This window comes from Gordonia desulfuricans NBRC 100010 (assembly GCF_001485495.1).
Lineage (GTDB): Bacteria > Actinomycetota > Actinomycetes > Mycobacteriales > Mycobacteriaceae > Gordonia > Gordonia desulfuricans.
In genome coordinates this window covers 29,186-56,184 of sequence record NZ_BCNF01000002.1, presented here as the reverse complement: position 1 = coordinate 56,184, position 26,999 = coordinate 29,186, and the positions used below count along the sequence as shown (strand labels likewise).

Here is a 26,999-nt window from a genome sequence, read left to right as displayed (position 1 = left end):
CCGGTGACCCCGGATCAGGACCCCAGGACGATGCCGGGTACCTCCGAGAGGGTGGCCGACAGGGCGTCGATCTTGTCCGACAGCGACTTTCGCTGCTCTGGGGTCACCTCGGTGTAGGGGACGTAGCCGTCCCCCTCACGGAACTGGTTGATCGCGGTGCGCACGTCGGCGAACTGCTCGGTGATCTTGTTCATCAGTTCCGGGTTCTTCGCGGAGATGATCGGCTGCATCTCGGCGATCAGCGTCTCGGCACCGTCGACGTTGGCGGCGAAGTCCCAGAGGTCCGTGTGCGAGTAGCGATCCTCCTCGCCGCCCACCTTGGTGGCGGCGATCTCGTCGATCAGCGCCTGCGGCCCCTGGACGAACTGCCGGTCCTCGAAGGTGAAGTCGGGCTTGTTCACCTCCTCCTTCAACTTGTTGACGTTGGCCAGCAGGTCGTCGGCGATCTTCTCGATGTTGGCCGCGGTGTCCTCGGTCTTGGCGTCGGCGGCGTCGGCCGGGGCGATCTGACCCTCACCGTCGCCGATCTCCTGCGGCTGCGGCGGCCACAGGTAGCGCTCGATGCGGTGGAAGCCGGTGAACGGATCTGCGCCGTCGCCGGTGTCGTCCCACCGCATGTCGATCGCGGGATCGAGCTCCGGGAAGGACTCGGCGACCGGCTCGACCCGCTCGTAGAAGGTGCGGACCTGACCGAACTGTGCCCGGGCGGCGTCGAGGTCGCCGGCCTTCACATGGTTGACGAAGATCTCGGTCTGGGCGGCCAGACCGTCGATCTGTCCGCGGACGTAGTCGAGGTAGCGTTCCTTGGCCGCGTTGACGTCGGCCGGGGCCTGCGACTTCTCCTTCTTCTCACCGGTGACGGTGATCTGCTTCTGGATTCCGGTGCCGACCATTCCGGGCTTACAGGCGACCGTGTAGGTCCCCGGGTCGACGACCTCCACCGTCAGGTTTCCCGACAGGCCAGGTCCGATGTTCTCCACCTCGCCGAGAACACGATTGTTCTGACCGTAGAGGTAGAACTCGGTGATCTTCGAGCCGTTGTTGGTGACCTTGAAGTTGATCAGCCCGGTGGTGGCCTCGGTGCTCGCCAGCTCGCAGGAGTCGTTGGTCGAGGTGACCGCGATCGCCTCGTCGTCGCTCTGCTTGGCGGTGCAGCCCGCAAGGACGACCGGCGCCGTCACCGCCAACATCAGCGCCGGGACGGTGATTCTCTTGTTCACCTTTGTGTATTCCTTTCAGATACCGGCATCGGGAGTTGCCGGGGTTTGCGACGGCGCATCGGACGGCCGGGCTGCTGGCCGAATCCGATTCGCACGGAGGAACAAAGTCAGTACGACCACCACGTAGAGGGTCCACGCCACGACCTGCGCGACCGTGGGATCGGGCCGGAAGTTGAAGATCCCGGCGACCAAGGTGCCGTACCAGGACGACTGGTCGTAGTGGGCGGAGATGTCGAAGGCGAGGTTCGCGCCGCCGGGCAGCCACCCGACGGTCTGCAGGGCGTGCACGCCGTAGCCGAGGATTCCGGCCGCGACGAAGATCAGGAAGATCCCGGTGTACAGGAAGAACTTGTGGAAGTTCAGGTGCACGGCTCCTCGATAGAGCAGCACCGTCACGCCGATGGCGACGAGTACACCGAGGAGCAGGCCCAGCAGCGGCCACAATCCGCCCGACACGCTCTCGGCATAGCCCACCATCAGCAGCGCGGTCTCGAAACCCTCACGCCCGACGGCCAGGAATGCCATCCCGGCGACCGCCCATCCGCCGCTGAGCAGCGCCGTGGACATCCCCGCCTTGAGATCCGACGAGATGTGCGCGGATGCCTTGCTCATCCACAGCACCATGAAGGTGACGATGGCGACGGCGAGCAACGACGCCAGCCCGGCGATCAGCTCGGCGGTCAGGGTGCTCACCGTCGACGTACCGAAATGGATGATCAGGAAGATCGCGACGACCATCGCGACGGCCCCTGCCACGCCGAGCCAGATCCATTTCACCGCATCCCGGCGATCGGATTTCACCAGGAATGCGATCAGGACCATCACGACGATCCCGGTCTCCAAACCCTCACGGACACCGATCAATCCGCTGCCGAACAACTGGGCAGGGATGGATGGACTGGCAAGTATCATCGCCGGTGGCATTCCTCTCGTGGTCTCGCCGGGAATTCATGCGGGTGGGAATTCTCACGGGTGGGCATACATACGGTGCGCATACATACGGTGGGCATTCATACGGATGCCCCCGCGCGCACGAGGGCATCCGCGAAAGGCCTTGCCGGTGTTCAGGACTCGAAGAGGGTCTGTCCCCACCAGTGCCCCGGAGCGACACCGGGCGGGCAGGCGAACAGGGCCGACCCGTTGTGGGTGATGTACTCGCCCAGGGCGTCCTTCGCGGCGAGTGCTTGCTGCATGGGGACGAACTGGTCGGCCGGATTGCGACAGAACGCGATGAAGAACAGTCCGGCGTCGAGGTGCCCGAAACCGTCACTGCCGTCGGTGAAGTTGTATCCCCGGCGCAGGATCTGGACGCCGTCGAGGTTGTCGGCGTGGGCGAGGCGCACGTGTGCGTCGCGTGCGATCACCGGGCTCCGACCATTGGTGAGATCGAAGTTGGGGGCATCGAACTCGCCGGACTGTCCGAGCGGTGCACCTTCTCCCTTGGACCGGCCGATCACCCGCTCCTGCTCGAACAGCGAGGCCCGATCCCATCGTTCGATGTGCATCCGGATCCGCCGGGCGACGAGGTAGCTGCCGCCGGTCATCCACTGTGCGGCGGCGGGATTGTCGGCGGGCTGGACCCACACCCATGTGTCGAGCTGCTCGGGTTCCTCGGCCTTCAGATTGGCCGTACCGTCCTTGAAGCCGAACATGTTTCGCGGTGTCTGCTGGTCGACGGAGGTACTCGACGTACGGCCGAAACCCAACTGGGACCAGCGCACACTGACCACGCCGAAACCCATCCGGGCGAGATTGCGGATCGCGTGGACCGCGACCTGGGGGTCGTCGGCGCATGCCTGGATGCAGATGTCGCCACCCGAGCGTGCAGGTTCGAGCTCGTCGAGGGGGAAGACCGGCAGCGGGGCGAGGGCGGCGGGCCGATGTGCGGCGATGCCGAACCGGTCGGGCCGAGTGGGGTTCTCGGCGTCGGGACCGAACAGGCCGGGGCCGAAGCCGATCGTCAGCGTCAGCGACGAGGCGGCCAGGCCGAGCGCTTCGCCGGTGTCGGTGGGCGGCCGATAGTCGCTGAGCCCGACCGCCCCGTTCTCGAAGGTCTCCTCACCCCGCGTCATCCGTTCGGCCGCCGTCGTCCACTGCTGCAGGAGGGCGACCAGCTGTGAGCGATCGGTGGTGATCACGTCGAAGGCGGCGAAATGCAACCGGTCCTGGGCGGCGGTGATGATCCCGGCCTGCCGGTCGCCCCGGAAGGCGACCACCTGCGACGGCGGCTGCGGGGTGCGCGTGCCGGCGATTTCCGTCGCGGTGACGCCGGCGGCGATTCCGGCTACGCCGGCACCAGCGGCCGCCCCGAGGAGTGCGCGCCGCGAGAACCGCGGTACCCGAGACCCGCTGGGAGCGTCCGGGGCCGCGTTCTCATTCACCGGGACAACCGGTCGTGGCGCCCGTCGCTGGCCGGCGGGGCGCACCATCGAACATTGAGGCCATGAGCGCATCCTGTCCCAACCATGCTTAGGGGATGCTTAGCGAGTGTGGCCATGCCCACGTTGTGCCGTGCCGACGGCGAACGCGATTCGGGTCAGGCGAGGGGATGGGCGCGCCCGGAAACCGGGGGTGCGAGAATCACGGACCCGCCGTCCAGGTGGTGCCGCCGCACAGGATCGCCCGTCCCTGCCGATCCCGTGAGACCCGGTCGACGCTGCTGTCACACGGCTCGCCGATGGTGTGGACCGAGTCGTCGTCCTCGGCATGCCGGACCCACCGGTGGCCGGCGTCGGCTCCCAGGAAAACGCATACGAGGCTGGTGCCGTCGGCGGCGGTACCGAATGAGCGGGCCTCGGACTCGAGGCACGGACTGCCCTCGGCGGCAACCGAACCGGTGGGCACCGCGGCGGTGGCGGTCTCGGTGACCGTCTGCGTGGGTGCCGGTGTCGGGGCGGGCACAGGCGATGCGCTCGCCGGGGAAGTGTCGGTGGAAGCCTTCCGCCCGTCGGAACCGCCCTGCGACACCGTCACGGTGGTCGCCGACGACGCGGCCCGGCCGGTGTCGTCACCGCGGGTGACGAGGTAGACGATCGCGACGGTCAGCGCCGCGACGAGCCCGAACGCCACGACGCCGAGTACCCACACGGTGCCGCGACCGTGCCGCGGCGCGGGTTCGGGGTGGGTCATCGTCATGCTCCCGGATCTGGTTCTTCGCGGATCGGTCCTCGGCGCCCGCTCCGTGGACATCATCCGGCACGGACACGACATCTGCTAAGCGCGACGCTCGCACGCCCGCTGCCGATGTGGCCGAAGGCGGACCCAGACGTCGGTGGACGCGCCTACCCTCGGGCCCATGGCACTGAGCACCGACGAACGACAAGCGTTTCTGGCCGAGCCCCATATCGGTGCGCTCTCGATCGCCGCAGGCCCGGACGCGGCGCCGCTGCTGATCCCGATCTGGTACGACTACAGCCCCGGCGGTGACCTCTGGTTCCTCACCGGCGCCAGATCTCGCAAGGTGGCACTGCTCGAGGCCGCCGGCAAGTGCACGATGATGGTCGAACGATGGTCGCCCAGCATCCGGTACGTGTCGGCGTCGGGAACCGTCGTCTCGACGACGCCCGCCACCCTCGCCGACCTCTCCACGATGGCCAACCGCTACCTTCCGGCCGAGGCGGTCGGCGGATACGTCTCCGCGGCATCGGCCGGGCTACCCGATCAGGTGCGTGTCACCGTTCGGCTCGACCACTGGCTGGGCGCGGACATGGGGCGCGTCTCGTGATCGCAGCGCCTGAGCGCGGCTGATCACCGGAACGTTCCGGCGACCGGTCTGATCGTGGAAGTGGTTGCGGGCGCGGTTGTCTCATCGGTTGTCGACCGACGGCCAGTGCTCGTCGGCGCCGGCTCGGTGATCGCGTGCCGTCGCGAGGGTGACCTGCGCAACCGGCGTCGGGCATGGTCTCGCCCGATCGCCGGCGGGGCGGGTCAGTCCCAGATGCCGGTCTGCTCGAGATGGTTGACCAGGCGGGCGGCGCCATCGGTGAACTGACGGCGGGTCTGGACGATCACCTCGTCGCGATCACCGGCACGGTAGGCGGCGATCAGCTTGTCGTGACTGTCCACGGCCACCGCGCCCCACTCCGGATCCGAGGCGTAGAGCTGCGTCGGGGTGTAGCGGGTCGCCGACAGCAGGAACCATGCCAGCTTCTTGCCCGCGGCGATCAGATTGTGCTGACGGTGGAACTCGAACTCGGCATCGGTGACCGCCGTCGAGTCGCCGGCGGTCACCGCCACCCGCAGTTTCTGGTTGCACCAGGCGAGCTCGTCGAGTTGCTCGGTGGTGATCACCTCGGCGGTACGCAGTGCGAGTTTGATCGCGATCTCGCCCTGTAGCCAGAACAGGTCGTCGACGTCGATGCGGTCGAGCTCGGACACCATGTAGCCGCGGTGCGGTTCGAGGCTGACCATGCCCTCGCCCCGCAGGGTCAGCAGCGCCTCGCGGACGGGGGTGACACTGACGTCCAGACGCTCGGCGGTGTCGTCGAGCCGGATGAACTCACCGGGCCTGAAGTCGGCGGTCATGATCAGATGCCGCAGGTGTGCGGCCACCTCCTCGGACAGCTGGGGACGCCGCCGCAGCCGGGACTGCCCCCGAGTCCCGCCTGCGCGCGTCTCCGAGCCGTCAGAGCCCGAAGGTTTTCCCGATGATGTCGCGCTGGATTTCATTGGTGCCACCGTAGACCGTCGAGATGATCGCGCCACGCATCAATCGCTCCGCGTCGAATTCCGTCGCATACCCGTAACCGCCCATCATCTGCATGGCGTCGATGGTCATCCGCTTGGACGTCTCGGTGGCCTTGAGTTTGGCCATCGATGCCTCGCGGGGCAGCAGCTTGTCGGGGTGCGCGTCGGCCTGCTCGGCCACCGAGTAGACCAGCAGGCGGGTGCACTCGATCTCGGTGGCCAGATCGGCCATCCGGTGTCGTAGCGCCTGGAACGTGCCGACCGGGCGACCGAACTGCTTGCGATCGGAGATGAACGCCAAGGTGTCGGCAAAGGAGCGCTCGGCCACACCCAACTGCATCGCGGCCAGGATCAGACGTTCGGAGTTGAGTCCGGCCATCAGCTGGTTCCAGCCGTTGCCCACCCGGCCGACGACCGCCGAGTCGGGTACCCGACAGTTGGTGAAGTACAGATCGTTGACCTCGCGCCCGCCCAGGGTGTCGATGCCCTGGATCTCCAGACCGGGTGTGCCGGCGGGGATGTGGAACTGGGTGAGCCCCTCGTGTTTCTGGGGTGTGCGTTCGGTGCGGGCGACCAGCAGGATCGACGTGGCGAAATGGGCGTTGGAACACCATGTCTTCTGCCCGTTGATGATCCACCCGCCGTCGACCTTCTCCGCCCGGCAGGTCAGGTTGGCCACATCGGAACCGGCCTCCGGCTCGGACATCGAGATCGACAGCGAATCACCGTTCGCGACGCCGGTGAGGACCTCCTTCTTGAGCTGCTCGTCGGCGAACTTCTGATAGGCCGCCGCCGTGATCAGGGTGGGGCCGATGCCGCCGATCGGCGCGTTGCCGCGCATGGCCTCCTCGAGCAGGATGCACATCTCGACGTTGCCCGCCCCGGCACCGCCGTACTCCTCGGGTACCAGGATTCCGGCCCAGCCGAGCGCGGCCATCTTCTGATACAGCTCCTGCGAGTGCAGTTCGGTGCCGCCGGCGGTGAGTGCGTCGCGCTGCTCACGGGTACCGGCCTCGCGGCGGCAGAAATCGGCGACGGCCTGTGCGAAGACGGTCTGTTCCTCGGTGAAGTTACCCATTCCGGTTCCCCTCGTCTCGGTGGTGGGTGGATCGATCCGCGGCCGGCGGATCGATCGTCGTCATTACAACACATATATTTGATATGAGTTTCGGTGACGGGCGACACAGTCGGGGCCGCTACATTGGTGGCCATGCCGAAGTCAGCGCCCTCGTCAGCGCACCCGGGGACCACGTCGAGTACGGAGACCGCCGTGACCGCCGACGAGAAGACCGGCGTGGACGAGAAGACCGGTGCGGACGAGCAGTCCGGCGATGTGACGCCCCTCGACGGCGACGACTTCCTGGCCGCCAACCGCCGCAACCGGGAACGTCATCGCGACGAGGCGGCACGTAAGTCCGCCCGCAAGGCGCGTCGGGGCGCGGCGCCGGAGCCTGCCGACGACCGGGTGCCCGGCAAGATCGCCGGTCCTCCCGGACGCTCTGCAGGCAGGCGCCGGCAGATCGCGGGCAGCCGGCGGTTGTTCGTGGCGGTCGGGATCCTCGTCGTCGCCGTGGTTGCCCTGGCCATCTCGACCGCGGTGCTCGCCGTGGCACTGCACGACGCCCGGTCGACCGTGGCGTCGACCCCCGACGACGCCGCGCGCCGCACGGCCCTCGACACCGCCGAGCGGTATGCGGTCACCCTCACCACCTACGACTCGGCGAACTACGCCGATCTGGATCGTCGGATCCGGGAGATCTCCACCCCGGAGTTCGCCCGCACCTACATCCAGTCGTCGCAGGACGCACGCGCGGGCAACACCCAGGCGAAGGGGACGTCCACCGCCGTCGCCGAGCACGCCGGGATCGTGTCGATGACCCCGGATCGGGCGGTGGTGCTCGTCGCCCTGGACCAGACCGTCACCTCGCCGGAGATCGGCAAGCAGGTGCCGGACGGGATTCCGTATCAGTCGCGGGTGCAGATCACGCTGGCCGAACGTGACGGCGAATGGAAGCTCGACGAGCTGTCGACGGTGTGATCTTCTAACGCAGGGTGATCTTCTGGCGCAGGGTGATCGGGTGGCGCGGGGCGGGCCGGTGGCGCAGGGCGTCAGGCGCCCAACAGGATTCGCTGTGCCAGCGGGCCGATCCGGGCCGGCTCGGACGAGCGATCCAGGCGGACCAGATCCGAGATCGCGGCCAGCGCGGCGTGCACCAGGTACCGGGCCCGGGCCGCACCGAGTTCGGGGCGGCTGCGCACCACCCAGGTGGTCCACTCCTCGACGTTGATGCGTTGCTGTCGGCGCAGCGCGGTCCGGCGATCGGGTTCCAGGTGCCCGATCTCCGAGGCGTAGACCATGATCAGATCGCGGTTGCCGCACCACACCTCGACGTAGCGGCGGACCAGCTCGACGATCGCCTCACGCGGCGTCGACGACACGGCGAGGGCATCGGTGATGCAGGCGGTGGTACGGTCGGAGGCACGCCAGAACGCGGCCTCCAGGATCGCCGCCTTGCCGCTGAAGTGCCGATACACCCCCGATGCCGGGACACCCGACGCGGCGCCGATCTCCTCGATCGTCACATCGTGGAAACCGCGGGCGGCGAACAGTGAGATCGACTCGGCGAGAATGATCTCGCGCTTGGCCGACGGGGCGAGACCCGCAGGCGCCGGGGGCTCGAGACGGGGTACGGGCAGCTCCACGTCGACCAGTCCCGCCGCCACGTCGCGCAGCAGCGTCTGGGCGTCCCGGATCGGCAGTGACGCGCGGTGCGTGGCCGGGCTGGCCACCACACTCGTCATCGCCGAGGTGATGAGATCGGCGTCGGCACGGGACAATTCGGGCCGGATCCGGATGAGTTGGGTACGCATCCGCCGGTGCTGGGTGATCACCACCGAGCGGACCGGCTCGGCATCCGAGCGATCCAGATACTGCGACTCCCATCGGTACAGGCCGCCGGTGCGCCGGTTGTCGATCGCGGTCGTGGCGATCGTCGCGAGTAACTCCGACAACTCGGTCCGGGGATCGGGCTGATCGGACTCGACGCCGGCGATCGCCACCGCCAGCCGTTCGGCGAGGCCGGAGGTGGTCTCGCAGAACAGCGCGTACTTGTTGGGGAAGTGCCGGTACAGCGCCGCGGCGGAGATCCCGGCATCGTCGGCGATCTGGTCGAGCCGGACCGCGTGGTAGCCGCCCTCGCTGAACGCGCGGGCGGCGGCGTCGAGGATCTGCTGCCGACGGTCGGCGGGCCGGCGCCGAACGGCCGTGGAGCGGCTGCGTCGGGGTCGGCCGCCGGAGGTGGACAGATCGTTGCGGGCGGTCACTCGAATTACCTTAGTCGGGTGTGGTGTTCCTCTGTTGGAAGATCGGTCATATTCGTAAAACTGCAGTACAGAGGCAGCTTATGCGCATATAAGTAAATCGATATTCTCGTGATCTGTGTCTCAGTGTGGTAGGAATTGGACATGGCACGCAGGTGTCGAGCCGTCTCGTGGGAGTCAGGGGAGCAGTGACCGCCAACATCGATGTCAGTGAGAACGCGAACGCCGGATCGGTCGACGGGATCGTGACGACCGTCGACCGTCATGGTGTCGCGCGACTGACCATCTCGCGTCCGGAACGGATGAACGCACTCGACACCGCCGCGACCCGCACGATCATGGAACGTCTGACCGCATGGTCGTCGGATCCGGCGGTGCGCGTGATCGTGATCGACGGCGCCGGGGGTAGCTTCAGTACCGGAGCCGACGTCGTCTCGATCGCACACGGCGGTGGGCTCGACGGACTCACCGCGGAATCAGCACGTGAAATCATCTCCGCCGGAACAGATCTCGCCCGAGCGGTGCGCGCGGTTCCGGTACCGGTGGTGGCCTCGGTGGACGGTGCCGCAGCCGGGATCGGGGCATCGCTGGCCTTCGCCTCCGACCTCGTCTACGCCACCGAACGTTCGTACTTCCTGCTCGCGTTCATCAACATCGGGCTGATGCCCGACGGTGGGGCGACGATGTCGGTGGCCGCTTCGGTCGGCCGCGCCCGCGCCAACGCCCTGGCCATGCTCGGTGAGAAACTCCACGCGCAGGCGGCATTCGACGCCGGGCTGATCACCGAGACCCTCGCCGACCGGGCCGCCCTCGACGCGAAGGTCGAGGCGGTCGCCGCCAAACTCGCCGTCACCTCGCCGGCCGCACTGCGACTGACCAAGGCCGCCGTCGACGCCCACACCATGGCGGGTATGGACGCCGCGCTCGAGCGGGAGCTGCGCGGGCAGACCGAACTCCTGCAGTCCGACGAGTTCCGGGCCGCGCTCGCCGCGTTCACCGGCCGACGCTGACCACCCCTGCCCCCGTTACCACCGCTCCCGTCACCACTGTTTTCATCGCCAACCGAACTCACCATCCCGCATCACCGGACCGCACGTCCGACCCGACGACCAAGGAGATCCTGCCGATGACCGCGACACTCGACAATCCCAACGACCTCACCACCGAACCGCTGCGTTCACGTCGGAACCACTGGAACAACCAGATCCGCCGGCATGCGTTCTCCAACCCGGACGGCCCGGCGCTGAAGTTCCTCGGTGCCGTGACCACCTGGAAGCAACTCGACGATCGGTCGCGGGCCTTCGGCGCCGCGCTGTCGCGTCGCGGCGTGCAGTTCGGTGACCGCGTCCTGCTGCTGATGCTCAACCGCAGCGAATACGTCGAGGCGGTCATCGGCGCCAACCTGATCGGTGCGATCGCCGTGCCGGTGAACATCCGGATGAGTCCGGCGGAGGTCGCATTCCTCGTCACCGACAGCGGTGCCAAGGTGATCGTCACCGAGACCCTGCTGGCCCCGCTGGCCGACGCCGTCGCCGCGTCGACCGGTGCGATCGACCACACCGTCGTCGTCGGGGACACCGCCGGTGAGGGACACCTGCAGTACGAGGCGCTGGTCGCCGAGGATGCGTCGGATCTCACCGACGTCGACATCCCCGAGGAGACCGTCTCGCTCATCATGTACACCTCGGGCACCACCGGAAAGCCCAAGGGCGCCATGCTGACCCACCAGAACCTGCAGGCGCAGGCGGTCACCTGTATGCAGGCCCTGAACACCCGGACCGACGACGTCGGGTCGTGCGTGGCGCCGATGTTCCACATCGCCGGCCTCGGGGCGATGACCCCGCTGTTCTACATGGGTGCGCTGTCGGTGATCCATCCGCTCGGTGCCTTCGACCCCGACGACATGCTCGACACCCTCGAGCGTGAGGGCACCACGTCGATCTTCCTGGTGCCGGCCCAGTGGCAGGCGGTGTGCGCTGCGCAGCAGGCGAATCCGCGCAAGCTCGACCTGCGGGTGATCAGCTGGGGTGCGGCCCCGGCGTCGGACACGGTGTTGCGCGCGATGAGCGAGACCTTCCCGGAGGCGCTCAACGTCGCGGTCTTCGGCCAGACCGAGATGTCGCCGATCACCTGTGTGCTCGAGGGCAAGGACGCCCTGCGCAAGCTCGGGTCGATCGGCAAGGCCGTCCCGGCGGTCACCGCACGTGTGGTCGATCCGCAGATGAACGACGTCGCGCCGGGTGAGGTCGGTGAGATCGTCTACCGCGGCCCCAACATGATGAAGGGCTACTGGCAGAACCCGCAGGGCACCGCCGACGCCTTCGCCGGTGGCTGGTTCCACTCCGGTGACCTGGTGCGCCAGGACGAGGAGGGCTTCCTCTACGTCGTCGACCGGGCCAAGGACATGATCATCTCCGGCGGCGAGAACATCTACTGCGCCGAGGTCGAGAACGTCCTGTTCGGCCACGAGAAGATCGCCGAGGCCGCGGTCATCGGACGCGCACACGAGAAGTGGGGCGAGGTGCCGGTCGCGGTGGTCGTCCTCGCCGCGGGAGTCGACGACCTCACCCTCGAGGAACTCGAGCCGTACCTGAACGAGAACCTCGCCCGGTTCAAGCACCCGAAGGACCTCGTGATCATCGACGAGTTGCCGCGCAACGCCGGCGGCAAGGTGGTCAAGCCGTCCCTGCGCAACAGCTACGGCAGCAAGGACGCCGGCCTCGCCAACTGAGCGTCGACGCCCGATCCGAGCATGACCGGAGGGCTCCGTCGGCCGCTGCGCGGCCGGTCGGGGCCCTTCGTCGTCTTCTGAGACGTTTGACCGAAAATGTTTCGTCCAGCTACTGGACGCAGAACTGCAACACGTTACAATTTTTGTGGGGCGTGACAGGGGTCACGTTCACTTAACCAACCGGTGGGGACACGTCGGCCGGTCATGAGTGGAGGATTCAGGTGAAGACCAAGGGCGCACTGCTGCGCGAACTCAACAAGCCGTGGCAGATCGAGGAGATCGAGATCGGCGACCCCAAGGCGCACGAGATCAAGATCCGCATGGAAGCGGCCGGTATGTGCCACTCCGACCATCACCTGATGACCGGCGGTATCCCGATGGGCGGCTTCCCGATCCTCGGCGGCCACGAAGGTGCCGGTGTGGTCGAGGAGATCGGTGAGAGTGTCACCGACTTCGAGGTGGGCGACCATGTCGTGCTGTCGTTCATCCCGTCGTGTGGCAGGTGTCCGTCGTGTAAGTCGGGGATGGCCAACCTGTGCGACATGGGTGCCATGTTGCTGCAGGGGGAGGCCGTCTCCGACAACACCTTCCGGATTCACACCGCTGCCGGCGAGAACGTCTACCCGATGACCCTGCTGGGTACCTTCTCGCCGTACATGGTGGTGCACGAGGCGTCGGCGGTGAAGATCGAGAAGGACATCCCGTTCGAGGTGGCCGCCCTGTGTGGCTGCGGTATCCCGACCGGATACGGCTCGTCCACCCGCAGCGGTGACGTCCGTCCGGGCGAGGACGTGGCGATCGTCGGTGTCGGCGGCGTGGGCACCGCGGCACTGCAGGGTGCGGTGATCGCGGGCGCGCGCAATGTCTTCGCCATCGACCCGGTCGAGTGGAAGCGTGAACAGGCACTGAAATTCGGTGCGACACATGCCTTCGCGTCGGTCGGCGAGGCGGCGATGACGATCGCCGAGGTCACCTACGGACATATGGCGCACAAGGTGATCGTGACCGTCGGGGAGGTGCACGGCAGCGATGTCGACACCTGGATGGGCATCACCGCCAAGGGTGGCACCTGTGTGCTGACCGGTATGGGCAACATGCTCGAGAGCGATGTGACCCTGAACCTGGCGATGCTGACGCTGCTGCAGAAGAACCTGCAGGGCACCATCTTCGGTGGCGCCAACCCCAAACTCGACATCCCGCAGCTGCTGTCGATGTACAAGATCGGCAAGCTCAACATCGCCGACATGATCACCCGCCAGTACCGACTCGACCAGATCAACGAGGGGTACCAGGACATGCTGGACGGCAAGAACATTCGCGGGGTGATCCGCTACACCGACGCGGATCGCTGAGCGGCGCGGATCCGGCGGACTCCCGTGGGCCGCGAGTAATGTGGCCGGGGTGTCTGCGCTTGCTGCCCTCGACGACTGGCCCGTGGAGAACGTCGCCGGGGCGGTGATCACCGCCTCCGGTGACATCACCGTCCACGGTGACGCCGACCGTCCATACGAACTCGCCTCGGTCACCAAACTGCTGGTGGCCGAGGCGGTTCTGGTCGCGGTGGAAGAAGGGGCGATCGATCTCGACGATCCGGCCGGTCCGCCGGGATCGACCGTCGCCCACCTGCTCGCCCACGCCTCCGGGCTCGCCTTCGGTACCCGCGACGTCGAGGCGCCGGTCGGCACCGCGCGCATCTACTCCAGTGCCGGATTCGAGGTCCTCGCCGAGACCGTCGAACAGGCCACCGAGATCGCCTTTCCCGACTACCTCGCCGGGGCCGTGTGCGAGCCGCTGGGCCTGACCGGCACGGCCCTCGAGGGGCCGGCCGGGCACGGCGCCGTCTCCACGGTCGCCGACCTCGCCGCATTCGCCGCCGAACTGCTCGCGCCGACGGTCCTGTCCGCCGGTCTCGCCGCACGCGCGACGACGGTGAACTTTCCCGGTCTGGACGGGTTCGTCCCGGGCTACGGCAAGCACCGCCCCAACGACTGGGGGCTGGGCTTCGAGATCCGCGGCCACAAGTCACCGCATTGGACCGGCACCACCAACTCGCCGTCGACCTTCGGGCACTTCGGCCAGGCCGGTACCTTCCTGTGGGTCGACCCGGAGCTCGGCGCCGCCGGGGTGGTGCTGACCGATCGCCGATTCGGTCCCTGGGCGAAGTCGCTGTGGTCGGGTTTCAACGACAGCGTGGTCGCCGAGCTCTCTGCCGGGCGGTGACGGTGCACCCGGACGGTGACATGGCGGGGGCGCCGGTCGCGGTGTCCGCCGGAGCGGTGTCCACTGGGGCATCGTGAATCACTGTTATCTCATCGGATGACAGAAATTGACACAAGAAACTGGCGCAACACGTGCATCGTCAGGCACAATCGAACCAAGGTATGTGCTATCCGGTGTCCCGAGGTGTGTTGGGGAAGACGTTCCTCGTCGACAACCGGAGGTGAAAAGGTGCGCAATCTGAACCAGTTTGCGGACGTGACAACGGGAGTGGTGTACATCCACTCGGCGCCGGTGGCGCTGTGCCCACATGTGGAGTGGGCTCTGTCGTCGACCCTGAACGCGCGAGCGAATCTCAAGTGGTCGGCGCAGGATGCCGAACCGGGGATGCAGCGTGCCACCGTCGACTGGACGGGCCCGGTCGGTACCGCGGCCCGGCTGGTCAACGCGCTGCGCGAGTGGTCCGGACTGCGGTTCGAGGTCACCGAGAACGCCAGCGACGGCGTCGACGGCGAACGCTTCTGCTATGTGCCCGGACTGGGTCTGTGGCGCGGTTCGATGGGCGCCAACGGCGATGTGATCGTGGGGGAGGCCCAGCTGCGCGCGATGCTCGACTCACAGCCCGACAGCGCCGGACTGGCCGCCGAGGTCGAGGCCGTCCTGGGCACCGCGTGGGACACCGCGCTGGAGGACTACCGGATGGGCGGCTACGGCGCCGAGGCCACCTGGCTGCAGCAGCGAGTCGGCTGACCACTCGGGTTCGCGCCCCGGCAACGCAAGTGGCCGGGTTGCGTCGCGCACCGTGATGCGCACGGCCGACGTCCCACCCGCCGCTTCCGGCGAGACGACACGAACAGCAAGGGCACCGCAGTAGTGGTGCCCTTGCTGTTCGTGTTCTGCGTCGTCCGACCGCGGGGTCAGTAGCGCCCGAAGGCGAGCGCCACGTTGTGACCGCCGAAACCGAACGAGTTGTTGATCGCGTAGTCGATCTGTCCGCGGCGCGGCTGCCCGTGTACGACATCGAGGTCGCACTCCGGATCCTGGTTCTCCAGGTTCAGCGTTGCCGGGATGATGCTCTCTTCCACCGACTTGATGGTCAGAACCGACTCCAGCGCGCCGACCGCACCGATCGAGTGGCCCAGCGCCGACTTCGGTGCGTACACCGCGGCGTGGTCACCGATCGCAGCCCGGATCCCGACGGCCTCGGCGGTGTCGCCGATGGGGGTCGAGGTGGCATGCGCGTTGACGTGGGTGATGTCGTTCTTCGTCAGGCCGGCCGTCTGGAGCGCGCGGGTCATCGCCCGTGCGTTGCCCTGACCACTGGGGTCCGGGGCGACCAGATGGAAGCCGTCGGAGGTGATCCCGGCACCGAGGACGCGGGCGTGGATGTGCGCACCACGTGCGACGGCATGCTCTTCGCGCTCGAGGATCAGCATCGCTGCCGCCTCGCCGAACACGAAGCCGTCACGGTCCTTGTCGAACGGACGCGAGGCGGCCGCCGGATCGTCGTTGCGGGTACTCATCGCCCGCATCATCGAGAACGCCGCGATCGGAATCGCATCGATGTGCCCCTCGACGCCGCCGGTGACGACCATGTCGGCATCACCCATGACGATGTGCCGCCATGCGTGGGCGATGGCCTCGGCACCCGACGAGCACGCCGAGACCGGCGTGATCACACCGGCGCGGGCGCCGATGTTGAGCCCGACCACAGCGGCCGGACCGTTGGGCATGGCCATCGAGACGGCCAGCGGGGAGACCTTCCGGTAGTTGCCGGAGGACTCCATCGCCTTGACCGCGTCGATCATCGCGTCACCGCCGCCCTGGCCCGTACCCAGGACCACCGCGAGGCGGTCCGGGTCGACCTCGGGCTCGCCGGCCTGCGCCCACAGGCGCTTGCTCATGACGTGCGCGATCCGCTCGACGTAGGCCATCCGGCGTGCTTCGACGCGGGTGACCTCTTCGGCAGGGTCGGCCAGCAGACGACCACCGACACGGCACGGCAGTTCGCCGTACTTGGTGACGAAGTCGTCGGTCAGCTCACGGATGCCCGTCTTACCGTCGAGCAGCCCCTGCCAGGTCGAGTCGAGATCGACGCCGAGGGAGGTGGTCGCCACCATGGAGGTGACCACCACGCTCGGGAAGTTCCCGCCCAGCGTGGAGTATTCGCGGAGGGACGGCGAGCTCACGAGTTCTGATCTGCCTCGATCTGCGCCTTGATGGCGGCAGCGGCCTCGGGGTTCTCTGCCTCGAGCTTCTGGATGTAGTTCACCGCGTCACCGACGGTGCGCAGGCCGGCGAGATCCTCGTCCGGGATCTTCACGCCGTACTTGTCCTCGGTCTGCACGGCGATCTCGACCATCGACAGCGAGTCGATGTCGAGGTCGTCGACGAACGACTTGTCCATCGTCACCTCGGACGGCTCGATGCCGGTGACCTCTTCGATGATCTCGGCGATACCGGCAATGAGTTGTTCCTGGGTGGCAGCCACTGGGTGGTTCCCTTCTTCCGATTCAGTTGGGTTGTTTCCGGAGCGGCGATGAGGCGTGTGATACCCACGCACGCTTGGACATCCGGCTGACGGCCGGACTTCCGGGGGTCGCGGACCAGCCGCGACCGCTATCCAAGTTCGATGACCTTCTCGAGGTCGTCCGGGGTCTTCCAGGCAACCGTGGGGGTGCCCTTCAGCTCGCGCTTGGCGATCCCGGCGAGCGCACCGGCGGGCGGCAGCTCGACGATCGCGGCGACGCCGACCTCACGCATGTGTGCCGAGCACAGGTCCCAGCGGACCGGGCTGCTGACCTGGGTGACCAGCTTCGACAGTGCCTCGGCACCGTCGGTGACCGGGCGGCCGTCGGAGTTCGACAGCAGCGTGCGGGTGGGGGCCGACGGGGTGATCCTGGCCGCTGCGGCTGCGACCGCGTCCTGCGCGGGAGCCATGTAGCGGGTGTGGAAGGCGCCGGCCACCGCGAGCTTGCGGGTGCGGGCCTTGGCCGGCGGGTTGGCGACCAGCTCGTCGATGGCGGCGACCGGGCCGGCGGCGACGATCTGGCCGGCGGCGTTGCGGTTGGCCGGGACCAGGTCGAGCTCGTCGAGGCGGGCGAGGACCTCGGCCTCGTCGCCACCGAGCACCGCGGCCATGGTGGTGGCCTCCTGGGCGCAGGCCTTGGCCATCTCGGCGCCACGGATGGCGGCCAGGGCCACGGCCTCGTCGGCGCTGATCACCTCGGTGATGGCGGCGGCGGCCAGCTCACCCACCGAGTGGCCTGCGACGACCGCGTCGGCGGGCAGTTCGCCACGCTTGCGGTACTCGTCGTAGGCGAGCAGAGCGGTCGCGACGACCAGCGGCTGGGTGACCGCGGTGTCGGTGATCTCCTCGGCGGTGGCGGTGGTGCCCAGCCGGATCAGGTCGAGCCGGGTGAGCTTCGACCACAATTCGAGCTGATCACGAACGCCGGGCAGTTCGAGCCAAGCCGTCAGCATGCCGGGGGTCTGTGAGCCCTGTCCGGGCGCGAGCATCGTGAGCACGTGACCAGAGAACACCCTCCGGGCCCGAAAAGTGGGTGTAGAGGTCAATGAACCTCACCGGACGGATTTGTAGGGTTCCCACAAAGGTAATCGTGGCGTCACCCGCATCGTCATCACACCGAGATTCGTTACGTAACCGTGTCCATATGGCCGCTGCCAGCGCAAACAGTATCTCCGTGATGTTACTGATGGGTTCTATGTGGCAGTTGTCGACGTTTCGTTCTTGAAGCGTGTCAAACGTCCGACGGTCGCCGCGATGCGTAGGACATACGCGTCGCGGGGGTTAGTTGGATCACGTCCTGTGATTTCTGCAATCTTCTTCAGTCTGTACCGGACGGTATTTGGATGGATATACAGTTCGCGCGCACATGCCTCGACCGAGCCGCCGCAGTCCAGATACGACTCGAGAGTGTGGTTCAACGTCGATCCGCCATGGGTCAGCGGTCGCACGAGCGTGTCGATGAGGGTCGCCGTCGCGGTGGAGTCGCCGTTGAGTGCCCGTTCCGGTAGCAACTCGAGACTGTGCACGGGGCGCGGCGCACCCGGCCAGCCCACCACCGCGGTCATCCCGGCCATCGCCTCGGTGGCGCTGGTGTGTGCGGCATTCAGGTTCGGCATCGTCGGGCCGATCACCACCGGACCGTCGGCGAAGTGGGTGAGCAGCTCCAGGGTGAAGCGATCGGTGGGACGGATCGGGCCGGAGACGATGGTCACCAGGAGGGTGCCCTGGACCACCGACAGCGCCGCCCTGTCGTGTCCCTTGGCGGTGTTGTGGATCGCCAGCGGGACCGAGACGTTCTGCTCGGGCGGGGGCGCCCCGATGATCACCGTCGCCGGGGCGTCGGAATCCCAGTTCAGCGCCGCGGCCCGCGACATCAGCTGCGGGCCGCTGTCACCACGGACCACCGCGTCGACGACGAGGGCCTCGAGGCGGGAGTCCCACGCGCCGCGCGACTCGGCGGCCGAGGCGTAGATGGCCGCCGCGGCGAAACCGATCTCCCGGCCGTACCGCAGCACCGACTCGGTCAGGGCACGTAGCTGCGCGTCGTTGCGGGCGAGCAGCGGCAACCACTTCTCGAAGAACTCCATCGCCACCCGGACCATCTCGACGGTCTGCAGCAGCGTGATGCGGCGGGCGAGGTCCTGGGGGACCACCTGGAATGCCTGCACCGTGAACTTGACGTTGCCCTCGGGATCCTGGATCCACTCGACGAAGTTCACCACCGCGGTCTGCACCACCAGCTGCACGCTGGCGCGCTGTGCGGCGTCGAGATCGGCGAAATAGGGCAGCTGATCCTGCATCGAGTGGATCGCCTCGGTGGCCAGCCGGCCGCTGTACTGCTTGACCCGGCGCAGCAGGGTGTCGGGCAGTGCGTCGTGCACCGTCGCCGGCGCGGGCACGTGGGCGCCGCGCTCCCCGAAGACGTCGGCCGGTGGTTGAGGCTGGTTCACCCGGGCATCGGACACCCATCCAATGTAGTCCGCGAGGCACTCCACCGGCCCCGACACGACGCCGTGGCAGTCCTCACCGGCGATCGGTGGGGACTGCCAGGGGCAGATCAGACGGGCCGACCCGTCGGATGGATGCCGACGACCTACGCGCTGCCGGTGTCGGCGTAGGACACCGCCGCCGCGTTGACGTCGGTGATCTTGTACCGCTCGGCGGCCGCGGCGGCCACCGATGCATCGACGTGTCCGTCGCGGGCCAGGGCGACCAGCACGGCCACCACGATCGACTCGGCGTCGACGTTGAACACCCGGCGTGCGGCCGGGCGGGTGTCGGAGAAGCCGAATCCGTCGGTGCCCAGCGTCAGGTAGGTGCCCGGCACGTAGGCCCGGATCTGCTCCTGGACGCCGCGCATGTAGTCGCTGACGCCGACGAACGGACCCGACGAGCGGCCGAGGACCTCGGTCACATACGGGGTGCCGGCCGCGGTGCCCGGCTCACGGACCGCCGCCCGGTCGATCTCCACGCCGTCGCGGGCCAGCTCGCTCCACGAGGTCACCGAGTACACCGATGCGCCGACATTCCACTCGTCGGCCAGCAGCTCCTGCGCGCGCAGCGCATCCGGCATGGTGACGCCCGAGACCAGGATGTTGGCCGGATGCTGCTTGCCCTCGGGGGCCGGACGGAACCGGTAGACACCCTTGAGCACGCCCTCGACGTCGAGGTCGGCCGGCTGGGCCGGCTGACTGATCGGCTCGTTGTAGACGGTGATGTAGTAGAAGACGTTCTCCGGGTCGTCGCCGTACATCCGCTTGAGACCGTCGGTCACGATGTGGCCGAGCTCGTAGGCGAACGCCGGGTCGTAGGCCACCACACCGGGGTTGGTGGCCGCCAGCAGCGGCGAATGGCCGTCGGCGTGCTGCAGGCCCTCGCCGGTCAGGGTGGTGCGGCCGGCGGTCGCACCGATCACGAAGCCGCGGGTCATCTGGTCGGCGGCGGCCCAGAAGCTGTCACCGGTGCGCTGGAACCCGAACATCGAATAGAAGATGTAGAGCGGGATCATCGGCTCGTCGTGGGTGGCATACGAGGTGCCCACGGCGGTGAACGAGGCCGCCGACCCGGCCTCGTTGATGCCCTCGTGCAGGATCTGACCCTCGCTGCTCTCCTTGTAGGCGAGCATCAGCTCGGCGTCCACCGAGGTGTAGAGCTGACCGTTGCGGTTGTAGATCTTGAGCGTCGGGAACCACGAGTCCATACCGAAGGTGCGGGCCTCGTCGGGGATGATCGGCACGATCCGCTTGCCGATCTCCGGGTCGCGCAGCAGGTCCTTGAAGATACGGACCAGCGCCATGGTGGTGGCCACCTGCTGCTTGCCCGACCCCTTGGCGGTGGTCTTGAGTGCCTTGCTCACATCCGGGTGCAGCGGCTTGGCGACGGTGCGACGGACCGGCAGCGACCCACCGAGGTGCTTGCGCCGATCGAGCATGTACTGGATCTCCGGCGAGTCCATCCCGGGGTGGTAGTACGGCGGCAGGTAGGGGTTCTCCTCCAGCTGCGCGTCGGTGATCGGGATGCGGGTGGAGTCGCGGAACGCCTTGAGATCGTCGAGCGTCAGCTTCTTCATCTGGTGCGTGGCATTGCGGCCTTCGAAGTGCTTGCCCAGCGTGTAGCCCTTGATGGTGTGCGCCAGGATCACCGTCGGCTGGCCCTTGTGGTCCTTCGCCGCGGCGTAGGCGGCATGGATCTTGCGGTAGTCGTGACCGCCGCGCTTGAGGTTCCAGATCTCCGCGTCAGTCATGTTCTTGACCAGTTCCTTGGTGCGCGGATCCCGGTTGAAGAAGTGCTCGCGGACGAAGGCGCCGTCGTTGGCCTTGTAGGTCTGGTAGTCGCCGTCGGGGGTGGAGTTCATCAGGTTGACCAGCGCACCGTCACGGTCGGCGTGCAGCAGCGAGTCCCACTCGCGGCCCCAGATCACCTTGATCACGTTCCAGCCGGCACCGCGGAAGAACGATTCGAGTTCCTGGATGATCTTGCCGTTGCCGCGCACCGGGCCGTCGAGCCGCTGCAGGTTGCAGTTGACCACGAAGGTGAGGTTGTCCAGGCTCTCGGTCGCGGCGAAGCTGGCGAAGCCACGCGACTCGGTCTCGTCCATCTCGCCGTCGCCGAGGAACGCCCACACGTGCTGGTCGGAGGTGTCCTTGATGCCGCGGTCGTGCAGGTAGTGGTTGAAGCGTGCCTGGTAGATGGCGTTCATCGGGCCCAGACCCATCGACACCGTCGGGAACTGCCAGAACTCCGGCATCAGCCGCGGGTGCGGGTACGACGGCAGGCCGCCGCCCGGTCCGGCGTGGCTGTGCTCCTGACGGAAGCCGTCCATCCGTTCGGCGCTGATCCGGCCTTCGAGGAAGGCGCGCGCATAGATGCCGGGGGAGGCGTGACCCTGGATGAAGATCTGGTCGCCGCCGCCGGGATGGTCGATCCCGCGGAAGAAGTGGTTGAAGCCGACCTCGTACAACGACGCCGACGACGCGTAGGTGGAGATGTGACCGCCGACGCCCACTCCGGGGCGCTGCGCGCGGTGCACCATGATCGCGGCGTTCCACCGGATGAACTGGCGGAACTGGCGTTCGACGGACTCGTCGCCGGGGAACCACGGTTCGTTCTCGGTGGGGATGGTGTTGACGTAGTCGGTGGACGTCAGCGAGGGGATCGCGACGTTCTGCTCACCGGCGCGTTCGAGCAGGCGCAACATCAGGTAGCGCGCTCGGGCGGGGCCGGCGTGGGCGACGAGCTGGTCGAAGGACTGCAGCCATTCGGTGGTCTCGTCTGGGTCGATGTCGGGCAGATACGACGCGACACCCTCGCGGATGACCCGGACGCGGGCGCCGGATGTCGCGGACGGGGCGACGCCGTGTGTGGCTGTCGCGTCGGTGGATTCTGCCTGTTCGGTCACGGTGATGCCTACTCCTCGATCTGGGCCGGCGTGGGGTTGTGCGCGGCGGTCGATGACACGCGGACACGGCTGCGAGGATGGTGTGCCCGCTCACGTGTCCACTCCTTATCGTGCCCCATGCGCCGAAGCTTGGCATCGGGTGAGTGGCGATTCGGTATCCGCGCGCTGACCTGCGGTAGCGTTCGCTCAGGCGTTACCGGCGAGTAAGTGAGGGGTGGCGAGATGCGGCACCGTGGTGGTCTGTCCTGCGTCGATGTGTCCTGCGCCGAAGCCCCGTGCACGGGTGTCCGCCGTGGTGACGCCGACAGCGGCGGTGTGGCCGGTGACGGTCCCACCCCGGCGACGCCGGTGCGGGGCACGCGCGGGCTCGCTGTGTCGTTGATCACTCTCGGCGTGGCACTGGTCGCGGCGGTGGTGAGCGGTTGCGCCACCTCGGTGACCGGATCGGGCACGGCGCCGTCGGATCAGCTGGCCCTCCACAGCTCGGAGGTGTCGGTGTCGGCGGCCTCGGCGCACCGGCACGACGCGACGGTCGCGCTGTGCCGGACGGCCACCTCCTCGATGGTCGTGATGGTCAAGGGGTACAACGACTTCCTCGAGGCACTCAACCGCTTCCACTCCTATGACAAGGTCGGTGACCTCGACGATCGTGCGCGCGCGGCGTTGATCGCGGGTGCCGACCGGATCCGTGACGCCCGCGATCCGGAGGTGCCGGCCGATCTCACGACGCCGGTGAACACCTTCCTGGCCAGTACCACCCGGCTCGAGGACGCGATCGGCGCGCACGAACTGACCGGACTCAACCCGGTGGCCACCCGCTGGAGCACCGACAAGCAGGCGGTCCTCGACGTGTGCGCCCGGTATCTGCCGCCGCCACCGGGGATCGCCACCCGCACCTCGGCGGTGGTGCCGGTACCGACCGGGTGATCGATCGGACGACAATCCGGGGGACGCGTCGCGATTCGCCGACGTAAACGGGCCGGTGGTGCACTACGCTGTGTGCTACGGCTGACACGGACGTGTCGCCCGACGACATGAACACAGATCTCAGGAGGTCTCGCGCGGTGGTAGCCGCCTCAGGGGGCATTGGCTCCGACGGCAGCAGTGCACAGAAGCTGGGCTTTGCCCAGGGCATGGTGGTCCAGGAACTCGGCTGGGACGAGGACACCGATGACGACCTGCGGGTCGACATCGAGGACACCATCGATGCCGAGATGGTCGACGAGGACGCTGACGATGTCGTCGACGTGGTGCTGCTGTGGTGGCGCGACGGCGACGGGGATCTGGTCGACCGGCTGATGGATGCGATCGGCCCGCTGGCCGACGACGGATATGTATGGGTGGTGTCACCCAAGACCGGCAACGACGGCTACGTCGATCCCAGCGAGATCGCCGAGGCGGCGCCGACCGCCGGACTCACCCAGACCTCGGTGGTCAGCCTCGGTGACTGGTCCGGGTCACGGCTGGTGCAGCCGAAATCCCGCACCACCGGCAAGCGCCCATGACCGTTTCCACGGGTTCGCCCGTCGGTCACCTGCGTGTGGGTGACATCGCTCCCGACTTCGAGTTGCGGGACCAGAACAACCAGCGTGTGTCGCTGTCGGCGTTGCGTGATGCCGGACAGAAGGTCCTGCTGGTGTTCTTCCCACTCGCATTCACCGGCACCTGCCAGGGCGAACTGGGCTACATCCGCGACCATCTGCCGGAGTTCGTCGACGACGAACTCCGGACCGTCGCGATCTCGGTGGGCCCGCCGCCGACCCACAAGGTGTGGTCGTCGGCGCAGGGTTTTCTGTTCCCGATCCTCTCCGACTTCTGGCCGCACGGTGCGGTCGCCGACGCGTACGGGGTGTTCAACGACACCCGCGGATACGCCGATCGCGGCACGTTCCTGGTCGATCCCGACGGCACCATCCGGTTCGCCGATGTGATGGAACCCGGCGAGGGACGCTCGGAGAAACTCTGGGAGCAGGTACTCGGGGTGGCACGGGCCTGATCCGGGCCGTTCGGTCCGACCGGCCGGACCCATCCGGGGCCGGCCGGGATCTGTCGTCCCGTGACCGCCGTCTGTTCTGCTGGGCCTATACCCGGCTCAGCCCTGTGCGCTCACCGGACGATCGGGGGCCGGTGCGGCCTGGCCGGCGTTCACCGGCGCAGGGGTCGAGGGACCCGGGGCCGGCCTGGTCGGTGACGGCGGCACCGCGGTGACGTCCGACGACCGCAGCAGACACCCACGCGGCGGGGCGTCCTCGGCCGGGAAGACCGTCGCCAGCGCGATCGAGAACCGGTAGGCCCGCTCGGTGTAGCCGGCCGGCGTGTAGTGGATGCCGTCGGAGAACCAGCCCGGCTGTGCTTCTGCCGCCCAGTCGTAGAGGCGAAGATTCGGGTATCGCTTGCACGCGCGCAGGAGTGCCTTGTCGAACTGCTGCATCGCCCGGTTGTCGTACGCCGGGTTCTCGTTGAGCGGGCTGGTGATCACCGTCGGCCACAACACCGGCTGCCCCTTGAGCGGCGCCAGCAGACGGTCGATCCGCATGTCCACCGGACCCGGTCCGCCCACCTCGACATTCGCCGTGTCGTTGATCCCCATCGCCATCACCCAGCAGCCCCGGACACCGCGGGCCAGTTGTCCCTCGATCGAGGTCACCGCGTTGGGCTCGCCGTTCACCGTCTCCAGGCTCGATCGGGCCCCGGCGATGTCGGTGATCACCGTCTTGGCCCCGACGGCCTTGTACCGGCCGGTGATCCGGTCGATCGGATCGGGCAGGGTGTCCGCACTGTTCATGCCGATCGACGTCGAGTCCCCGACGTGGACGACGGTGCTGCAATCGGTGCGCCGTTCGGTGACCGGCAGTGTCGGGCCTGCCGGTGCGGTGGTCGACGTCGGCGGCAGGTCCTCGGCGAGCGCCGCGGTGTCGAGCTCGCCGGGGGTGTCCGCGTCGAGGCTGCCCAGGGCGATGAGCCCACCGATCGCCAGGGCCGCGACCAGCACGATCGAGGCGAGCAGCTGCGGACGGCGTCGGCGACGCAGAGTCGGCGACGGGGTGCTCTGACCACGTGACCCCTGGCCGGGGCCGTGTGCGGAGTGCGGCGGGTGTGCCGGCCCGTGCGGCCCGGCGGCGACGGGGATCCGGCTGGTGTCGGTGTCGTCGTCGAAGACCTCGGTGCTGGTGTCGGTGTCGGTCCCGGTGGACTCGTCACCGGCGGGCGCGGCAGGACTTGTCGGAGACGTGCGGGGGGAACGGGCGTCGAGGGCCGCCTCCACCTCGGCGGGCAGGTCGTCGTCTGCGGGCAGCAGATCCGAGGGCAGTACCTCGGCCTCGGAAGCATTCTCGGAAGCTGCCTCGGCGTCGACCGCCGCGGTGACCTCGGTGTCGGTGTCTGCCACGGTCTGCATCGGCACCGTGCGGGCCCCGTCGGCCGGGGCCGTATCGGACACCCCGTCGGTCGAGTCGTCGCTCCCGGTGGCCTCGAGGTGGGGGACTTCGAGGTGGGGGGCCTCGTCAGGTGCGGCCGCGTCGGGCGGCGTGTTCGGTCCCGTGGTCTCCGGGGCGTCGGTCGTGCCCTCGGGGGCGGGTGAGGCCACGGACTCGGCGTCGGCCCGGCGCCGGGCGTCCATCCGTTCCTGCAGAACGGTCAGCCGGTCGGTGAACCGGGTGGTCAGCGCGATGAGCCAGGCGAGGAAGTGGTTCATGAGGGTGTCCTCCGGATCTCGCGGAGTGGTGAAGGCCTTACGGAAACCGAATCGGCGGATCGGGTCCTCGACGTAGCGCCACGACACCGCCGACAGGACGAGGGTCGTGATGATCACGACAGATGCGGTCGCGACGGGTTTCTCGGAGCGGAAGGCCGCCGGGAGGAACGCGATCACCGGCATGTGCCAGAGGTAGATGCCGTAGGAGCGCTCGCCGATCCACCGCAGCGGGGGGAGTGCGAGCACGGTGGCGACCAGGGTCTCCGGGACGACGGTGGCCATCAGTACGGCCATCGTCGCGAGGGTGAGCAGCACGATCCCGCTCCGGTAGAGCGAGATGTCGCCATCCGGTGTGGTGGCGATCAGATAGCCGATGAGGGCGAGCCCGCCGAGGGCCAGGACGTCGAGGGTGCAGCGGGCGTTGTGGCCGACCGTCCGTGCCCGCGCCGGCCACCAGAACGCCAGCGCCGCCCCGAGGAGCAGGCCGCCGGCCCGGGTGTCGGTGCCCTCGTAGGCGCGGGTGTTGTCGAATCCCGGATGGGCGATGCCGTTGAGCAGCAGGAACGATCCGATCGCGAGCGCGAGGATCGCCAGGGTGACCCAGATGCGTTTCTTGAGTACGGCCAGCAGTGCGGCGAGCAGCAGCGGCCACAGCAGGTAGAACTGCTCCTCGATCGACAGCGACCACAGATGGTCGAACGGCCCCGGGCCGCCGAACCGGTCGAAGTACGAGTCGGCCGACCCGATGTTGTACCAGTTGTTCACGTAGAACAACGCCGACAGCGCCTGCCACGAGTACTTCGCCACCTTGTCCGGTGCCACGACCGAGGCGGCGACCAGCGAGGTACCCAGCACCAGCACCACCGCGGGCACCAGCCGACGCAGGCGCGCCAGCCAGAAGCGCTGGAGCGCGAACCCTCCGGTGTGCTCGCGGGTGGCCAGCAGCAGTGAGGTGATCAGGAAGCCACTGAGTGTGAAGAAGACGCCGACGCCGAGGAGTCCGCTGCTGAACCCCGGCACATGGAGGTGGTAGAGGACGACAAAGCAGACCGCGAGCGCGCGGAGACCATCGAGGGCCGGGAGGTAGGTGGCTCCGGCATGAGTGGGACGTGGCATAGAGGCAGAGTGCGTCTTCGGGTCGGCGTCGGTGGGGGACAGCACAGCGCTGCTGTCGCGGTGCCGGACAGGGGCACCAGGCGCCC

General features: G+C 67.9%; 23 protein-coding genes. 10 read left to right on the top strand and 13 right to left on the bottom strand.

Features of this window, described 5'->3' with window-relative positions:
• Positions 1-14: 14 nt before the first annotated feature.
• From efeO to GD1_RS25320, 4 genes are all read right to left on the bottom strand, one after another.
• Positions 15-1,190 carry an iron uptake system protein EfeO gene (gene efeO / locus GD1_RS00335; RefSeq protein ID WP_157079332.1) on the bottom strand — a complete coding sequence of 392 codons (1,176 nt, stop codon included), beginning with the start codon at positions 1,188-1,190 and terminating at the stop codon, positions 15-17.
• A gap of 45 nt (positions 1,191-1,235) precedes the next feature.
• Positions 1,236-2,132, bottom strand: a complete 897-nt coding sequence (gene efeU, locus GD1_RS00330) for an iron uptake transporter permease EfeU (RefSeq protein ID WP_059034914.1) — start codon at positions 2,130-2,132, stop codon at positions 1,236-1,238.
• 152 nt (positions 2,133-2,284) lie between these two features.
• Entirely contained in the window at positions 2,285-3,649 is a 1,365-nt protein-coding gene (efeB, locus tag GD1_RS00325; protein ID WP_059034912.1) for an iron uptake transporter deferrochelatase/peroxidase subunit, read from the bottom strand.
• Positions 3,650-3,800: 151 nt separating this feature from the next.
• Positions 3,801-4,349, bottom strand: a complete 549-nt coding sequence (locus GD1_RS25320) for a hypothetical protein (RefSeq protein ID WP_059034948.1) — start codon at positions 4,347-4,349, stop codon at positions 3,801-3,803.
• 166 nt (positions 4,350-4,515) lie between these two features.
• Between GD1_RS25320 and GD1_RS00315 the strand changes: the two genes are divergently transcribed.
• Positions 4,516-4,944 (top strand): pyridoxamine 5'-phosphate oxidase family protein, encoded by a 429-nt coding sequence (locus GD1_RS00315; protein WP_053777611.1) that lies wholly within the window; start codon positions 4,516-4,518, stop codon positions 4,942-4,944.
• A gap of 203 nt (positions 4,945-5,147) precedes the next feature.
• On the opposite strand, the gene GD1_RS00310 is transcribed toward GD1_RS00315, so the two are convergent.
• Together GD1_RS00310 and GD1_RS00305 are read right to left on the bottom strand one after the other, a co-directional pair.
• Positions 5,148-5,888 carry a GntR family transcriptional regulator gene (locus GD1_RS00310; RefSeq protein WP_083533757.1) on the bottom strand — a complete coding sequence of 247 codons (741 nt, stop codon included), beginning with the start codon at positions 5,886-5,888 and terminating at the stop codon, positions 5,148-5,150.
• Positions 5,845-6,984: an acyl-CoA dehydrogenase family protein gene (locus tag GD1_RS00305; protein ID WP_059034910.1), complete on the bottom strand. Its 1,140-nt coding sequence runs from the start codon at positions 6,982-6,984 to the stop codon at positions 5,845-5,847. The genes GD1_RS00310 and GD1_RS00305 overlap by 44 nt, the downstream gene beginning before the upstream one ends.
• 132 nt (positions 6,985-7,116) lie before the next feature.
• Here GD1_RS00305 and GD1_RS00300 point away from each other — a divergent pair, with 132 nt between their 5' ends.
• On the top strand, positions 7,117-7,944 hold the full coding sequence (locus GD1_RS00300; RefSeq protein ID WP_059034908.1) for an Rv1363c family protein: 828 nt from the start codon (positions 7,117-7,119) through the stop codon (positions 7,942-7,944).
• A 71-nt stretch (positions 7,945-8,015) separates the two neighbouring features.
• Here GD1_RS00300 and GD1_RS00295 read toward each other — a convergent pair whose 3' ends face one another.
• The gene (locus GD1_RS00295) at positions 8,016-9,230 is read right to left on the bottom strand and encodes a TetR/AcrR family transcriptional regulator (RefSeq protein ID WP_307190328.1); all 1,215 of its coding nucleotides are present in this window, start codon (positions 9,228-9,230) and stop codon (positions 8,016-8,018) included.
• A 197-nt stretch (positions 9,231-9,427) separates the two neighbouring features.
• On the opposite strand from GD1_RS00295, the gene GD1_RS00290 reads away from it, so the two are divergent.
• The 5 genes from GD1_RS00290 (at position 9,428) to GD1_RS00270 (ending at position 14,925) form a co-directional block, all read left to right on the top strand.
• Positions 9,428-10,237, top strand: coding sequence for an enoyl-CoA hydratase-related protein (locus GD1_RS00290; RefSeq protein WP_059034942.1), 810 nt, complete (start codon positions 9,428-9,430; stop codon positions 10,235-10,237).
• Positions 10,238-10,353: 116 nt separating this feature from the next.
• Positions 10,354-11,958, top strand: coding sequence for a fatty-acid--CoA ligase FadD5 (gene fadD5 / locus GD1_RS00285; protein ID WP_020793112.1), 1,605 nt, complete (start codon positions 10,354-10,356; stop codon positions 11,956-11,958).
• A gap of 221 nt (positions 11,959-12,179) precedes the next feature.
• Entirely contained in the window at positions 12,180-13,310 is a 1,131-nt protein-coding gene (locus GD1_RS00280; RefSeq protein ID WP_059034906.1) for an NDMA-dependent alcohol dehydrogenase, read from the top strand.
• A 40-nt stretch (positions 13,311-13,350) separates the two neighbouring features.
• Entirely contained in the window at positions 13,351-14,178 is an 828-nt protein-coding gene (locus tag GD1_RS00275; RefSeq protein WP_338018347.1) for a serine hydrolase domain-containing protein, read from the top strand.
• 228 nt (positions 14,179-14,406) lie between these two features.
• Entirely contained in the window at positions 14,407-14,925 is a 519-nt protein-coding gene (locus tag GD1_RS00270; RefSeq protein ID WP_059034904.1) for a DUF3145 domain-containing protein, read from the top strand.
• Between the two features lie 167 nt (positions 14,926-15,092).
• Here GD1_RS00270 and GD1_RS00265 read toward each other — a convergent pair whose 3' ends face one another.
• The 5 genes from GD1_RS00265 to aceE all read right to left on the bottom strand — a co-directional run bounded on the left by GD1_RS00265 (position 15,093) and on the right by aceE (position 22,103).
• Positions 15,093-16,364 carry a KasA/KasB family beta-ketoacyl-ACP synthase gene (locus GD1_RS00265; RefSeq protein ID WP_059034902.1) on the bottom strand — a complete coding sequence of 424 codons (1,272 nt, stop codon included), beginning with the start codon at positions 16,362-16,364 and terminating at the stop codon, positions 15,093-15,095.
• On the bottom strand, positions 16,361-16,666 hold the full coding sequence (gene acpM / locus GD1_RS00260; RefSeq protein WP_059034900.1) for a meromycolate extension acyl carrier protein AcpM: 306 nt from the start codon (positions 16,664-16,666) through the stop codon (positions 16,361-16,363). The genes GD1_RS00265 and acpM overlap by 4 nt, the downstream gene beginning before the upstream one ends.
• Positions 16,667-16,794: 128 nt before the next feature.
• A complete protein-coding gene (locus GD1_RS00255; protein WP_169798169.1) occupies positions 16,795-17,703 on the bottom strand; it encodes an ACP S-malonyltransferase in 909 nt (302 codons plus the stop codon).
• A gap of 195 nt (positions 17,704-17,898) precedes the next feature.
• A complete protein-coding gene (locus GD1_RS00250) occupies positions 17,899-19,170 on the bottom strand; it encodes a PucR family transcriptional regulator (protein WP_059034937.1) in 1,272 nt (423 codons plus the stop codon).
• A 128-nt stretch (positions 19,171-19,298) separates the two neighbouring features.
• Positions 19,299-22,103 (bottom strand): pyruvate dehydrogenase (acetyl-transferring), homodimeric type, encoded by a 2,805-nt coding sequence (gene aceE / locus GD1_RS00245; protein ID WP_157079330.1) that lies wholly within the window; start codon positions 22,101-22,103, stop codon positions 19,299-19,301.
• A 222-nt stretch (positions 22,104-22,325) separates the two neighbouring features.
• On the opposite strand from aceE, the gene GD1_RS00240 reads away from it, so the two are divergent.
• The 3 genes from GD1_RS00240 to GD1_RS00230 all read left to right on the top strand — a co-directional run bounded on the left by GD1_RS00240 (position 22,326) and on the right by GD1_RS00230 (position 24,099).
• Positions 22,326-23,030 carry an Rv2240c family protein gene (locus tag GD1_RS00240; protein WP_238403494.1) on the top strand — a complete coding sequence of 235 codons (705 nt, stop codon included), beginning with the start codon at positions 22,326-22,328 and terminating at the stop codon, positions 23,028-23,030.
• Between the two features lie 137 nt (positions 23,031-23,167).
• Positions 23,168-23,608, top strand: coding sequence for a DUF3052 domain-containing protein (locus tag GD1_RS00235; RefSeq protein ID WP_059034897.1), 441 nt, complete (start codon positions 23,168-23,170; stop codon positions 23,606-23,608).
• The gene (locus GD1_RS00230) at positions 23,605-24,099 is read left to right on the top strand and encodes a peroxiredoxin (protein ID WP_053777538.1); all 495 of its coding nucleotides are present in this window, start codon (positions 23,605-23,607) and stop codon (positions 24,097-24,099) included. The genes GD1_RS00235 and GD1_RS00230 overlap by 4 nt, the downstream gene beginning before the upstream one ends.
• A gap of 96 nt (positions 24,100-24,195) precedes the next feature.
• Here GD1_RS00230 and GD1_RS00225 read toward each other — a convergent pair whose 3' ends face one another.
• Positions 24,196-26,913 (bottom strand): acyltransferase family protein, encoded by a 2,718-nt coding sequence (locus GD1_RS00225; protein ID WP_083533756.1) that lies wholly within the window; start codon positions 26,911-26,913, stop codon positions 24,196-24,198.
• Positions 26,914-26,999 lie beyond the last annotated feature (86 nt).